This is a genomic window from Halocatena halophila (assembly GCA_027563145.1).
GTDB lineage: Archaea > Halobacteriota > Halobacteria > Halobacteriales > Haloarculaceae > Halocatena > Halocatena halophila.
Genome location: CP071307.1, coordinates 573,523 through 588,184 on the forward strand (window position 1 = coordinate 573,523; position 14,662 = coordinate 588,184).

The window sequence follows — 14,662 nt, forward strand, 5'->3', positions numbered from 1 at the left end:
TTGTGGCAGCAAATGGATCCACTGGCCGGATACACCGAGCGAGCTGATAGTGATATCCTGAATCAAAGTTTGGTAAAACAATAATATATCGGCAATTTTTCCCGCAACCAAATATTCAAACAAGGTTGAATATTGAATTATAGTGGACTGTATCAGTATGAGTCAGGACGACAGTGGTCCACCAGAGACGAGTATCGATAGCCAACCGCCGATAACGCTCAGCAGACGCCGGCTTCTTCAGGCCACGGGTGGAGTCGGGATCGGTTCGTTGCTTACCACAGGTGTGCGGGCATCCAACGCAATCGAAAAGAACGTCATTGAACTCGAAGCCGTCCAGCAATCTTCCGCCGGATCGAAAGGGTCAGAGTCGAACGGAAAGCACAGCCGTGGTCCACCCTCACACGCAGCGAAGCCGACGCACGTCTGGAAGGGGATCTCTCCCGACCAAATCAGGGGCACGATCAATCCAACGCTCACGCTCGTGCCGGGAGAGACCTACACCATCAAATGGACGAACACGGACGGAAAACCACACAACATGGTGATCGCCGATGAGAGTGGGAAAAAGCTGCAAAAGAGTTCTGTAGAACCACACGAAGGCACAACTCAGGCCGTCGAGTTCACTGCCAGCGAGGAGATGGCTACATACTACTCCCAGCCAAATCGCCACAATATGCGTGGATCGATCGAATTCGGCACGGTTCCAGAACCCAGTCCGGGCCGTATCAGTGTCCTCATGCTGGGTGGCCCCTCGGGCGGAAGCCACAATGGGCCCGCCCGCCAGCTCCAGTTGACGGAGTATTTGCTCAATCGGGGTATCGAGGTGATGTACACCGATCGGCTGGCCGATCTCGAATCGAGTACGCTACATCGTTATGACGCCTGGCTGCTGTACGACAATCGGTCTGGACTCACTGAGAGCCAGGAGGAATCGATCGTCGAATTCGTCGAGAACGGTGGGGGATTCGTTCCGATCCACAGCGCTTCGGCCTGTTTCACCGACAGTGACGCCTTCATCGAGCTGGTTGGCGGACAGTTCGAATCGCACGGTTACGGCGAGATGAGTACCACGTTCGAACGCCCAGCACATCCCGTTCTCTCCGGGCTCGAGCCGATTGTCGCCGAAGACGAAACGTACAGACACACCAATCTGAACGACGACATCACTGTGCTTGCCTACGGGGATTTTCCGGACTACGGCGAAAACGAATCGCCCGAGCCCTGGAGCTGGATTCGAACGCAGGGAGACGGTCGCGTGTTCTACACTGCCTGGGGTCACGACCGGGGAACCTGGGAGACAGAGGGTTTCAAACGACTCATCGAGAACGCGATCAGATGGGTTACGCACAACGGGGAGACGATCGGAGAAGACACACGAACGCTCGATCCGCTCGAATTCGTAGACGAAACCATTCCGTACTATCCACCACCCGAAGGAAGTCTCCTTTCCCCAACGGTCCCCGAGGAGGTCGGCTCCGGAACGGAGTGGACGCGTATGCAACGCGCGCTCGATCCTGGAGAAACGGTCGATCGAATGATTCACCCAGAGGGGTTCGGTATCCAGCCGTTCGTCACCGAAGAACTGCTACCTGCAGATATTCGTGGAAACATCATTGACATGACATTCGACGAACGGGGCCGCGCATGGCTGGCTGTCACACAGGACTATCCGAACGAGCTGGGCCAAGGGAGTGACAGCATCGTCATCTGTGAAGACACCACTGGCGATGGAACCGCTGATTCGTTCACCGTGTTTGCGGATGCGCTCTCCATTCCTGCCAGTCTGGTGCACATCGGCGACGGACTCGTGGTCGCAAATCTCAACGATCCAGAGTCAAGCGGACAGATGCTCTATCTCAAAGATACCGACGGCGACGACGTAGCCGACGAACGGATCGAGCTGTTCTCTGGGTTCGGCAATGGAGACACCCACGCCGGGCCGAACGAACTCGAGTATGGAATCGACAACTGGATCTGGGGCCAGGTCGGATACTCGGGTTTCAGCGGCTCTGTTGCTGGCGAACAGTTCGACGTGAGCGCCTGTGTCTACCGGTTCAAAGTCGATTCGTCGGGAACTGTGACGGCCTTTGAGGTGGTTGCTGAACTGCCAGGCAACCAGGCTGGCCTCGGCTTCACCGAGGAAGGTCTGGCGTTTGGATCAGCAGCGACCGCAGGTCGACCGAGCAACTACCTCGCCATCCCGTATCGCTACTACGATACAATCAACGGGACCGAGCCAGCCGACATCGGTGGGACCGCTGATACGAATCGATTCCTGCCAGTCACCGACCGCGTCCGGCAGGTGGACTGGCACGGCGGCTTCACCGCCGCAGCGGGACACACGATCTACACGGCGAGAGCGTATCCTGAAAAGTACTGGAATGCAGCCAGTTTTGTCAGCGACGGTACTGGACATCTGCTGGGAACGTTCTTTCTGGAACCCGACGGGGCCGGCTATCGATCACATTACGCCCACAATCTCGTTGGCGCAACGGACGCGTGGTTTGCGCCCACGTACTCTGCGGTCGGTCCCGATGGGATGGTCTGGTTCATCGACTGGTACAACTATATTTTCCAGCACAATCCGACGCCAGACGGCTTCGAGAACGGCCCAGGGAACGCTTACATCACTGAGTTGCGCGACCACGCAACCGGCCGGCTGTTCCGGGTCACCTACGACGACGCAGCCACCAACACACAGACTGGACTGAACAACGCGACTCCCAGCGAGCTCGTAGCGGCGCTCTCGAGTGAGAACATGTTCTGGCGGACGACTGCCCAACAGCTTCTGATCAGGCGAGCGGAGGTCGACGTAGTGGCTGAGCTGCTCGAACTGATCAGTACAGAATCACTCGATGGCATCGACAACGATCCGAGTGCGATCCACGCGCTCTGGACGCTCGATGGGCTTGGTGCGCTCGACGCTGCTGGCGGTGATGAAAGCGCGATCGCTGGTGCGAGAGCAGCGTTGACACACTCTGCAGCTGGCGTTCGGATTGCGGCGCTGCGGGTGCTACCACGGACTGCAGAGACCCGTGAGGCAATACTCGAAGCGGGGCTCCTAACCGATTCGGATCGGCGAGTTGGGGCCTGGGCGTTGCTTTCGCTTGCCGACATGCCATCATCCGAACAAGCCGGGGCAGCCATCTATGCGATGATCAGCTCCGACGGTGCGGCCGAAGAACCAATCCTCCTCGAGGCCGCCTCGATTGCCGGTGCCAAACATGCAGATGGCTTCATCGCTGCCTACGAGGAAAACGAAGACACCACTGGGCCACCGGATCCGGGAGAGCGCCCGAACCTCCTCGAGAATCCGTCGATGGAATCCATACCGGAGGGGACTCCCGATGGTTGGGAGCCGATCACCTACGGCGGGACGGCACAACACGAGACGACGACCGAAGCGTCCAGAACGGGAGAGTATAGTCTCAGTATCAGCTCCGCGGAAGGGGCAGACGCTTCCTGGTCACAGTTTCTCGAACTCGAAGCCAACGCCGAGTACCGATTCCGGGCGTGGGTTCGAACGTCGGACGACTTTCAAAACTCAGAGGACGGATTTGGCGAGATCGGTAGCTCCTACGGCGTCACCCTGAACGTCCATTCGCTCGGGCAGGACACCATCACTGACTACTTCACGGAGCCAGTCGATGGCTTTCAACGGCTCGAGACCACGTTTACCACTGGTGGCTCTCCCTCGGAGTATCAGCTCAACCTTCTGTTTGGCGGTTGGGGGAACGCCAACGGAACGGTCTGGTTCGACGATGCAGAGCTAACGCAGATCGGTGGCTTCGGAGGGGGACTCGAAACGGTCTATCAGCGCGTCCGCAGACACGTTGAACTCTCGGACGGTGATGGCGACGATGGATCAGATGACCAGTCAGCCATTCAGCCAGGAACCACCATCGAGCTCGATGGACTCACCGGTGGATGGGCGGCGACCGCTCCCGATGTCATCACCGACGGAACGAATCCAACGCTCACACTCGAAGACGGTGCAGAATACACCGTCGAGTGGACGAACGCTGATGGAGCTCCGCACGATTTCGCCATCCAGGACGCTTCGGGTACCACCATCACCAAAACCGACATCAACATGGAAGACGGCGCGGTGACACCACTCACGTTCACTGTTTCCCAGGAGATGGACCAGTACATCTGTACGGTCCATCCCGGCACCATGGTCGGTGCCATCGATGTCGTCCAGAGCGACACCTGAATGGCCATCAGTCCACATCAGTAATTTTTTACTCCCTATTACCGGAATTAATTGCTACTATGAAATGTATAATATGTATGTAAAGAATGTATAATATTGCACCGAGACAACATGGTAACCGAAAAGCGTACAGACGATTCGGTAGCGGACGGTATCGGCAAATCGACAGACCCGCGGATCAGCAGACGGCGGCTGTTACAGACCACTGGTGCGATCGGCGTTGGGGGATTGCTTGGATCGGCCCCAATCCATGCCAATGAATCTTCTCGGTCGAACCAGATCGAACTGGAAGCGATCGAGCAATCACCGAATGACTCGAACGGTCCAAAGCGCGGGTCTGGTGGGCGGGGACCACCAGCACACGCAGGAAAGCCCAGGTACACCTGGCGTGGGATCGTCCCCGCTGAGATCGACAGGACGAGCAATCCAACGCTGTCTCTGGTGGCTGGCGAGACGTACACACTCAAGTGGACGAACCGGACTGGCAAGCCACACAACGTGGTCATCGTCGATGGAGACGGAACAAAGCTACAAAAGAGCTCCGTGCAGCCACACGACGGCGAAACCCAGACCATTGAGTTCACTGCCACCGAGGCGATGGCCGAGTACTATTCACAGACGAACCGCCACGAGATGCGCGGAACGATTGAGGTGGGCACAGCACCCGAACTGGAGGTTTCGGTGCTGGTGTTCTCTGCGACGGCCGGCTACCGACACGGCAACATCGAATACGGTATCGAGCAGCTCACTGGTCTGAAAGAACGAATCGCTGCGGAAACAGGTGCTGGGACGGTGACGATTGAGACGATCACTGACGACGCCTCGGCGTTTCCACAGTCTGTCGATGAACTCGAGAACTACGACGCGATCGTCTGGTTCAACACCACCGGTGACGTGTTGAACGCAGACCAACAGGCAGCGTTCGAGAGCTATATGCAACGCGGCGGCGGCTACGCTGGAATTCACGCCGCCACAGACACCGAGTACGACTGGGAGTTCTACGGCGACATGCTGGGTGGCGCATACTTCGATGGCCATCCGGCAGTCCAGGAGGCAGAGATCACCGTCACCGACCGAACGCACCCCTCGACGAATCACCTTTCAGAGCGCTGGACAGTGACTGATGAGTGGTACGATTTCGCAGACAATCCCCGTGGATCGGTCCATGTGCTCGCTACGATCGACGAAGACAGCTACGAGGGAGCCGGAATGTCGCGAGCGGATCATCCGATCTGCTGGTGTCGGAACTATCGGGGCGGGCGGGCGTGGTACACCGGACGAGGACACACTGAGGATGCATTCGACGAAGACGCCTTTCTCGAGCACGTCCTCGGTGGGATTCTCTGGGCAAGTGGTCTCGAATCCGGTGGCGCTTCCGGAACGGTGTGGGCGAACTACCAGAAGACGCTGTTGACCGACGATGTTTCCGAGCCGATGCGGATGGACGTTGCCCCCGATGGACGGCTGTTCTACACCGAGCGCGAATCCGGAACTATCAGCGTCATCCATCCCGACGACGGCTCGGTGACAGAAGCGATGACGCTCGACGTGTACGCCGGTGAAGAAGATGGCCTCCAGGGGATTGCGCTTGACCCGGCATTCGAGGAGACCGGCTGGGTGTACTGCTATTATTCCCCACCGGAGGATGTTGTCGGTGAGACGCCCTACAACGTCCTCTCGCGATTCACCGTCGAAGGAGCGACAATCGACCGATCGACAGAGACTGAGATCCTTCGCGTGCCGACCCAGCGCGAAACCTGCTGTCACGTCGGCGGTGACATCGCGTTCGGACCGGACGGCGAGCTCTATCTTTCGACCGGCGACGACACGAATCCGTTTGCTTCGAGTGGCTATGCGCCGATCGATGAGCGTGATGGGGTATGGCCACCGGAGAGTGACGCAGCTGGGCTGTCTCACACGTACTGGGACGCACAGCGAACAGCAGCGAACACGAACGACCTTCGGGGAAGCATCCTGCGAATTATTCCACAGGACGATGGGTCCTACAGTGTTCCCGAGGATAATCTCTTTTCCGGCGACGAGTATGCAGACGCACGACAGGAAGGGCTAGTTCGCGAGGAGATCTACGTGATGGGCTGTCGGAATCCGTTCACACTCAGCGTTGATCAGGAGACCGGGGTGCTTTACTACGCCGACTATGGGCCTGACGCCGGCTCGTGGGACGAAACCCGGGGGCCAAACGGGATCGTCGAGTTCCGTCGGGTTGAAGCCGCCCAGAACGCGGGGTGGCCGTACGTTCGTGGGCCGAACGTTCCGTACGTCGATTATGATTTTGCAACCGAAACGTCGGGAGAGCCTTTCGATCCGGCACAGCCCAGCAACGACTCGCCGAACAACGGCGGCCTCAGTGAGCTGCCACCGGTGACACCGGCCACGATCTACTATCCCAACAGCTGGGAGGAATTTCTTACCAATGCTCCCGAGTACGCTCAGGAAATCGTTCCTGACCAGCGGCCATGGCCATCGATTCCACCGGGTGGGGCACCGATGTCCGGAACGATCTACCAGCCGGAGACAGGGCGCGCAGAGCGAGCGCTACCGCCGTCATTCGATGGGTCGTGGTTCATCATGGAGTGGGGTGCTGACTGGCTGAAATACGCCACGATTGACGAATCGGGAAACATCCTCGATATCGCTCCGTTCATGCCATCACACTCCTACAACGGACCGATGGATCTCACAGTTGGGCCCGATGGGACCGTTTATCTCATGGAGTACGGCGAAGGGTTCTATGGCGGGACGAATCCGGGAATCTATCGGGTCGAGCACCGACCAGGATCGCTTGGTGCGGACGCAATCGAGTTTGTAATCACAAGTTCGACGATGACCGCCGGCGGATCGACGACAGCGAAGACGACGATCACGAACCGATCAAATGAGGAGCTAACGGGCATCGAGTTCTCGCTTGAGTCGACAGACGGCCAGCTTGAGGCTACCACAGACCAACAAACGACGGTTAGTTCGATCGCACCCGGATCGAGCCACACCGTCGAGTGGACGATCTCCGCCCCCGAGTCGACCGACAGCGGCGAGTATGGCCTCAGAACGCAGGTTGCCTACGAACGAGACGGCACCCATGGCCAACTCCTCGCGAACGAGACAGTTCGAATCGCCACACCGCTGTCCGTGCCGTTTGGACTGGATGCTGGTGGAGAAGACCACGACAGTACGGTCTCGGTCGGTGAGCTAACCTACGAGTCGGTCCCGAATCCATCGGTCACACAGCGAGGCGACCACGGTGTCTCTTCGATCGTCGGTGATGGCCACGACATCGCCAACACGGAGGCAGATCTGCTCTACATGACCGAACACGCAGGGCCAGATATTGGCTACGAGATCGCCGTTCCGAACGGAACGTACGACATTACCCTCCATTTTGCCGAGATATGGTGGGGAATCGATGGCCGCGGTGGTGCAGACACCGGCGCTGGCGATCGCGTCTTCGACGTTTCGATTCAAGGCGAACCGGTGCTTTCGAACTTCGATATCTACGAAGAGGCAGGAAGTCTCACCGCGGTAACGAAAACGATCCAGGATGTGACCGTCTCGGAGGCGGTGCTCTCGATCACCACCACGACACACGCTGATTATTCAAAGTTCAGTGGCATTGAAATTCGATCCACCGACGGCGATGATGGAACTGGTGGAGAAGACACCATCGATCCCGAAACGACGATCCAGCTCGATGGATTCATCGACGGCTGGATCGGGACGGCACCCGATGGTATCGTCGACACAACGAATCCAACGCTCACACTCGAAGACGGTGCAGAATACACCGTCGAGTGGACGAATGCAGACGGTGCACCACACGATTTCGCCATCCAGGACGCTTCAGGCAACACCATCACCAAAACCGACATCAATATGGAAGACGGCGCGGTGACACCACTCACGTTCACCGCCACGACCGAGATGGTCGAGTACGTCTGTACCGTGCATCCAAGCTCGATGCTGGGTGAGATTCAAGTTCTCTGATCTAGTTTTAAAATCATAATCAATCTTTAAATAAATTTTATTACCTATACTATTAATGAGTAGTGTGAGACATGCAACGATGGTGTGAAAAGCGACAGTCAGCAACGAATCGAACGGAGAGTACTGGATCTGCCCACGCGACAGGGCCGATCACTCGGCGGAGGATGCTGAAAGGCCTCGGGATCGTTGGCCTGACGAGCACGATGGGAACAGCCACAGCCACTACTGAGACATGGTCTGGCCCTGAAACTGAGATGGAGCGTGGATCGCAGCTGTACACATACAACCGAGTGCTCGGCTCGGAGTACTCGGTGGCGGATTTCGTCTATCTCCACGCAGAGAGCGGCTACGACGTGTTCGAACCGTATTTCATCGACGACCCACAGGCTGTGCTCACGGCGATAGAAGAGACGGGCGTGGAGATGCCGACTGCGCACACGGGACTGGTGAGTCCTGAAACGATGGCAGAAGACGAATTTCAGGCGACAATCGAGCTGTACACACAGCTCGGGACGGAGTGGTTGATCACACCGTATATGAGCAACTGGGAGAGCAAAACGGCAATTCTGGAGTGGGCTCAGCGGCTAAACAGGGCCGGGACCGCTGTTTTTGAAAGGTCAGGAGGGACCATCAAGGGTGTCGGCTATCACAATCACGACCACGAGTTCGCGACGACATTCGATGGAGAGAGCGGCTACGACATATTTGCAGAGGCAATCAACGATCACGTTCACCTCCAGGTTGACATCGGCTGGGCGTTTGCCGGCGGGGTGAACCCAATTTCATTTCTGAACCGCCATCGCGACTCAATCGGATCGCTTCACGTCAAGGATTTCCGCAAGCTGAGCGCGGATACCTACGAGATGGTCGATATTGAGAAGGGTGACGTTCCCCTTCGTGGCGTTCTCAACGTCGCCAGGGCAGCGACCGAGTGCGAGTACTGTTTTTATGAGTACGATGGTGCCCCAGCGCCGATCAAGTCGCTCTATCGGAGTGCACGACTCATGGATCGGTGGAACGGACCCCAGAGTGAACACCCACATCAGTGATTTCGATGGGAGCCAAAAAGTGAGGATCGTTAGACCGAGCAGTTTCGTTTTGGTAAGATATCTATAAAATAAAATTATCTATTATTAGAAGATAGTTTTATATACATTCAGTAGAGAGTACTGCAGTGAGATTGCATGCCACAGGGACTATCCCCGCAGAGTGAGTGCCACCAGCGAAGCCACAAGCCAAAATCTGTCTGGGTGATGTATACACAATGAGCGGGATATCACGGCGGCGACTGCTCCAGGCAGGGATTAGTGCTGGAATGGTCGGGACCCTTCCCCAGCTTTTCAGCAGCGTTGCTGGCGGGAGTTCGCCAACGCTCGAAAAATTCGTCCAGTCTCTGCCGATTCCAGAACCCAGACAGCCGGACGGACGGCGAAGGGGTGCCCTTTCACACACCATTTCGATCGAAGAGTTTTCGCAGAATCTCCATCCTGCACTCGGAGCCACCACGCTCTGGGGCTATGACGGGCAGTATCCCGGTCCACTGATCGAAGCGAAACACAATCAGAGACTCGCCGTTCGGTTCGACAACAGTGAGCTTCCCTCGGAGCACCTGTTCGCGGTTGACGAACGAATCGGCGGAACGACAGCTGAAAATCATCCCGGATACGACGGCAGTGAGCCCGTTCCGGCGGTCCGAACGGTGACACATTTTCATGGCCTTTCGGTAGCGCCCGAACACGACGGACAATCCGACATGTGGCATTCTCCGGACGGACAGACCGGGCCACGGCGTACGGCCGAATGGCAGGAGTTGCCGATGAACCAGCATCGGTTGACATCGACCTATCACGACCACACGCTGGGAATCGTTCGATTGAACGCCTACGCCGGACTCGTCGGGCTGGTTGCTCTCACAGGGCACCGAGAGTCGAAACTCGGCCTCCCGGCAGGCGAGTACGACATACCACTGTTGATACAGGACAAATCGTTCAATGAAGATGGCTCGCTTTCGTATCCTGAGCGCTGGACGCCCCAGTTTGCGGGGGATACTGCCGTCGTGAACGGAGCAGTCTGGCCATCGCTCGAAGTCGAGCCCAGACGGTATCGGTTCCGGCTGTTGAACGGTGCGAATCACCGGACGTTCGGCCTCCGGCTGGCGTCAGAATCCGGAATCGGTGTGCCACCGCTCTATCAGTTCGCCCCAGATCAGGGCTATCTGGAGTCAGTCGTCCCAATCGGGCCGGGTGGTGACCTCGAGACACTCGTACTCCAGCCGTTCGAGCGCGGAGAAGTTATCGTCGATTTTGCTTCGTTTGCCGGCGAAACCCTGGTGCTGAAAAACGTCGCAGAACTGCCGTATCGTGGTGAGCACTCGGGAAGCGATCTCGAGGAACTGCTCCAGATCCGGGTCACGGACCCCACCAGTCCACCCCACGATCCGAGCATCGACCCGCAAAGGCTCACACTCCCCACACACCAGACACCACAGTCAGCGGACGCAACACGAACGCGATCGATGGATCTTGGGGTTTCGGTTGCCGATGGACTCGTTACGTATCAGCTGAACGGCTATGGCTTCGGCAATGCAGACGGGGTTGTCCGTCCCCAGCGAGACACCACAGAGATCTGGGAGCTACAGAACACCACGAGCGGATCGCATCCGATCCATCTCCATCTGGTCACGTTTCGCGTCATTGGTCGCGGACCCGACGGGACCGACCCACCGGACCCGAACGAACGTGGCCACAAAGACACGGTTCGCGTCGCACCGAACGAGACAGTCCGAATCGCCGTTCGATTCGATGGCTACACCGGACAGTTCCCGTGGCACTGTCATATGCTCGAACACGAGGACAACAAGATGATGCTCCGGTTCGAGGTGACCGACGATGAGGAGACCGGAAACGGCAATGGACACGGCAACGGTCGTGGAAACGGACACCAGAAGGGACGCGGCAATGGACACGACAATGGCCGTGGAAACGGACACGGTAAGGGACACAACAACGTATGACACGAACAGGCGTCTGGCTCATTGGAGCCCGGGGAAATGTGGGAACGATGGCGATCGTTGGCGCACGAGCGATTGCCACTGGACACGCCACAACCGCTGGACTCGTGACCGAACGACCGCCGTGTACGACACTCAAACTGCCCGGATTCGACGATCTCGTCTTTGGTGGACATGACATAACGACGACGGGGATCAGTTCTCGGGCACAATTGCTCGCTGCAAACGGAACGCCACCATCCTCCACCGTTGAAGCCGTCAGTGACGAGCTCGAACGAATCGACGACCGAATACGAACGGGAACGATCACCGGTTCCGGTTCTGCAATCGAAGCGCTCGCCGAGCAATCAATTAATGGCGAGTCGCTATCGTCGATGGTCGAACAGCTCAGGAGGACGTATCGAGTGTTCGTTGAGAAACACGATCTGGGACGGCTCGTGGTGGTGAACGTCGCCTCGACGGAGCAACCACTCGAGCAACCAGCACGGTTCGACAGTCGAGCCACAATCGAACGCGCCATCGAAACAGACGACCGGACGCTTCCGGCGAGCGCGGTGTATGCCTATGCGGCGCTGCTCGATGGACATCCCTACATCAACTTCACACCCAGCACAGGGGCATCACTTGGGGGCCTCCAGGAGCTCGCTATCGAACGGAACGTCCCACACATGGGCCGGGACGGAAAAACCGGTGAAACACTCGTCAAATCAGCGCTCGCCCCGCTGTTTGCCGGCCGAAATCTTCGCGTGACCTCCTGGTCTGGACACAATATTCTCGGAAACAACGATGGGCGCGTCCTCGAGGATGAAACCCACCAGGCCGGCAAGCTCGAAAGTAAAGGTGGAGTGCTCGAGGAGTTGCTCGATGGAACGTTTCACAATCAGGTCCGGATCGATTATGCGCCACCGCTTGGCGACTGGAAGACCGCCTGGGATGACATTCGATTCAGCGGCTTTCTCGATACGGAGATGTCGATGCGGTTCACCTGGGACGGATCGGATTCAGCCCTGGCAGCGCCGCTCGTGCTCGATCTTGTTCGACTCATTGCTCACGCGGACGAACACGGCGAGGGGGGACCACAACCCCAGCTGGCATCGTTTTTTAAATCGCCACTCGGCGTCGACGAACACGACCTCTCCAGACAGTTTTCGATGCTCGAACGGTACGTCGAACGCCACGCCGAGGAACATCCATGAATACGCGGTGTATCATACTGGATATCGTCGGACTCCAGCCACACCACATCACGCCGTCGACTGCGCCGGCGCTTGCCTCGGTTCTCGAAACGGTCGTGCCGATGAAGCCCTCATTTCCCGCGCTGACAGTGCCGGCACAGACGACGCTCGCCACCGGCAGCCCACCGAGCGATCACGGTGACGTGGCGAGCGGTGAGTACGACCGGGCCACCAGTTCAGTGGCGTTCTGGGAGCGTGACCGTGGCAACCGAACCCGGCTCTGGGAGCGCGCACGCGAACAGGGCCACACGACGGGCGCGTTGTTCTTCCAGCACCTCATCGGCTCGACGGCCGACGTTGCTATCACACCGGCACCGATCGAGGACGCAGACAACAACCTGATCGAGATGAACTGCTGGACGAATCCAGACGACTTCTATGAGACGCTGCGAGAGAAGCTTGGACATTTTCCCCTGCATGCGTACTGGGGACCTGGCGCGAGCCGTGCCAGCAGCGAGTGGATTCTCGATGCAACAGCCATTTCGATCCAGCGATTCGATCCCGATCTGCTCTGGGTGTATCTCCCACATCTGGATTATGCAGGCCTCAAGAACGGTCCCGGAGAGGAGTTGGCCGAGGCCGTCAGTGAGATTGACACGCTCGTTGCGGAGTTGCTCTCCACGCTGAAAGCCAGAAGTCGCTGGGAAAAAACGGCGATAACCGTCGTGAGCGAGTACGGATTCCAGTCCGTTGACACACCCGTTTATCCCAATCGCACACTCCGGGATGCAGGATTGCTGAGCCTCACCGAGGACAGTTCTGGTGGTACTGAGGTCGATTTCGAGAACTCACAGGCGTTCGCAATGGTCGACCACCAGATTGCACACATCTACGCCAGTCTCGATTCAATTCCGGACGCGAAGGCCGCTCTTGCCCAGCTCGACGGCGTCGAGACCGTCGTCGAAGCAGGTGATGACTCCCCGTACGCAATCAACCATCCCAACGCCGGCGAACTGCTCGCAATTGCCAATTCGAACGCGTGGTTCCAGTACTACTGGTGGGAGACAGCAACAGACGCGCCGGGGTACGCTCGCCAGATGGACATTCATGCCAAGCCTGGATTCGATCCATGTGAGCTCTTTCTTTCCGATGATGGAAGAATTTCGCTCGATGCCAGCCGGGTTGGGGGCTCACACGGCCGAACCGATCGTGAGACATGGCCAGTCTTCGGAATCGGTGGGCCAGCGCTCTACAATCGGACGCTCGAACTTCCCGATCCAATGGACGCACAGCACGTTGTCCCCACAATCGAAACACTGCTCGGGACTCGGCCAGAGCTTGATAGCACACACGAATAGTGTCGAAGGTGATGGTAAGAATCAACATAATTTTCTTATTTTTTAATTCTAAATAAAGCATAAATATAATACTATTGTAGATAGATTATTCTCTCGTGTCAGTTCCAATAATAGATCCGCACATGCACATGGTCTCACGGTCGAGCACCGACTACGAGCGGGCCCGTCTGGCAGGTATCGAATGTTGCATCGAGCCGGCGTTCTGGAGCGGGACGGACAAACGACACGCCGAGTCATTTTTCGATTATTTCGAGCAGCTCATCGGCTTTGAGACGAAGCGCGCCGAGCGGACGGCGGGGATCGACCATTACGTGACCGTTGGGCTAGAACCAAAAGAGGCGAACTATCCGGAGCTTGCAGACCGAGTGATCGATAGACTGCCGGAGTATCTCGACCGCGACGCAGTGGTTGGAGTGGGCGAGATCGGCCTCGATCAGGGAACGGACCGTGAGAAAGCGGCGTTTCGACGCCAGCTACGCCTGGCTGAAGAGCGTTCGTTGCCGGTGATTGTTCATACGCCACACACGGATAAGCCGGCGGGGACCCAAAAACTCGTAGAGATGATCATCGACGAAGACGTGACCGAAGAGCGAATCGTGATCGATCACAACACGCCAGAAACGATCGATATCGCGCTCCAAACCGACTGCTGGCTCGGGTTTACCCTCTATCCAGGGAAGATCGAGATCGACGTGGCAATCGAACTGCTCGAATCATATGGGACGGAGAAGATGTTGCTAAACAGTGCTGCAGACTGGGATCCGTCGGATCCGCTTGCCGTTCCAAAAGCGCGAGATCGGATGCTCGATCGCGGCTGGGACCGGGCGGCCGTTCGAGAAGTTGTCTACGAAAATCCGCGGGCGTTTTTCAACCACTCGCCGAACTTCACCGTCGGGGTGTGACC

Annotated in this window: 7 protein-coding genes; all 7 read left to right on the forward strand. The window is 57.6% G+C overall.

Annotated features, from left to right (window positions below; translation table 11 throughout):
• Positions 1-157: 157 nt before the first annotated feature.
• The 7 genes from JXQ78_RS16720 (at position 158) to JXQ78_RS16750 (ending at position 14,660) form a co-directional block, all read left to right on the forward strand.
• Positions 158-4,216, forward strand: coding sequence for a PVC-type heme-binding CxxCH protein (locus JXQ78_RS16720; RefSeq protein ID WP_330632976.1), 4,059 nt, complete (start codon positions 158-160; stop codon positions 4,214-4,216).
• Between the two features lie 111 nt (positions 4,217-4,327).
• Complete coding sequence (locus tag JXQ78_RS16725) at positions 4,328-8,215, forward strand: ThuA domain-containing protein (RefSeq protein WP_330632977.1); 3,888 nt, start codon at positions 4,328-4,330, stop codon at positions 8,213-8,215.
• Between the two features lie 71 nt (positions 8,216-8,286).
• Positions 8,287-9,264, forward strand: coding sequence for a sugar phosphate isomerase/epimerase family protein (locus JXQ78_RS16730; protein ID WP_330632978.1), 978 nt, complete (start codon positions 8,287-8,289; stop codon positions 9,262-9,264).
• A 215-nt stretch (positions 9,265-9,479) separates the two neighbouring features.
• Positions 9,480-11,228 (forward strand): multicopper oxidase family protein, encoded by a 1,749-nt coding sequence (locus tag JXQ78_RS16735; RefSeq protein WP_330632979.1) that lies wholly within the window; start codon positions 9,480-9,482, stop codon positions 11,226-11,228.
• Positions 11,225-12,421, forward strand: coding sequence for an inositol-3-phosphate synthase (locus JXQ78_RS16740; RefSeq protein ID WP_330632980.1), 1,197 nt, complete (start codon positions 11,225-11,227; stop codon positions 12,419-12,421). Before JXQ78_RS16735 ends, JXQ78_RS16740 begins: the two co-directional genes overlap by 4 nt.
• Positions 12,418-13,758: an alkaline phosphatase family protein gene (locus JXQ78_RS16745; RefSeq protein ID WP_330632981.1), complete on the forward strand. Its 1,341-nt coding sequence runs from the start codon at positions 12,418-12,420 to the stop codon at positions 13,756-13,758. Before JXQ78_RS16740 ends, JXQ78_RS16745 begins: the two co-directional genes overlap by 4 nt.
• Positions 13,759-13,880: 122 nt before the next feature.
• Positions 13,881-14,660, forward strand: a complete 780-nt coding sequence (locus JXQ78_RS16750) for a TatD family hydrolase (protein ID WP_330632982.1) — start codon at positions 13,881-13,883, stop codon at positions 14,658-14,660.
• Positions 14,661-14,662 lie beyond the last annotated feature (2 nt).

What these genes read in the sequence shown, in the direction of transcription:
- JXQ78_RS16720 (WP_330632976.1), top strand. Translation starts at nt 158, where the DNA reads ATGAGTCAGGACGACAGTGGTCCACCAGAGACGAGTATCGATAGCCAA.
- JXQ78_RS16725 (WP_330632977.1), top strand. Translation starts at nt 4,328, where the DNA reads ATGGTAACCGAAAAGCGTACAGACGATTCGGTAGCGGACGGTATCGGC.
- JXQ78_RS16730 (WP_330632978.1), top strand. Translation starts at nt 8,287, where the DNA reads ATGCAACGATGGTGTGAAAAGCGACAGTCAGCAACGAATCGAACGGAG.
- JXQ78_RS16735 (WP_330632979.1), top strand. Translation starts at nt 9,480, where the DNA reads ATGAGCGGGATATCACGGCGGCGACTGCTCCAGGCAGGGATTAGTGCT.
- JXQ78_RS16740 (WP_330632980.1), top strand. Translation starts at nt 11,225, where the DNA reads ATGACACGAACAGGCGTCTGGCTCATTGGAGCCCGGGGAAATGTGGGA.
- JXQ78_RS16745 (WP_330632981.1), top strand. Translation starts at nt 12,418, where the DNA reads ATGAATACGCGGTGTATCATACTGGATATCGTCGGACTCCAGCCACAC.
- JXQ78_RS16750 (WP_330632982.1), top strand. Translation starts at nt 13,881, where the DNA reads ATGCACATGGTCTCACGGTCGAGCACCGACTACGAGCGGGCCCGTCTG.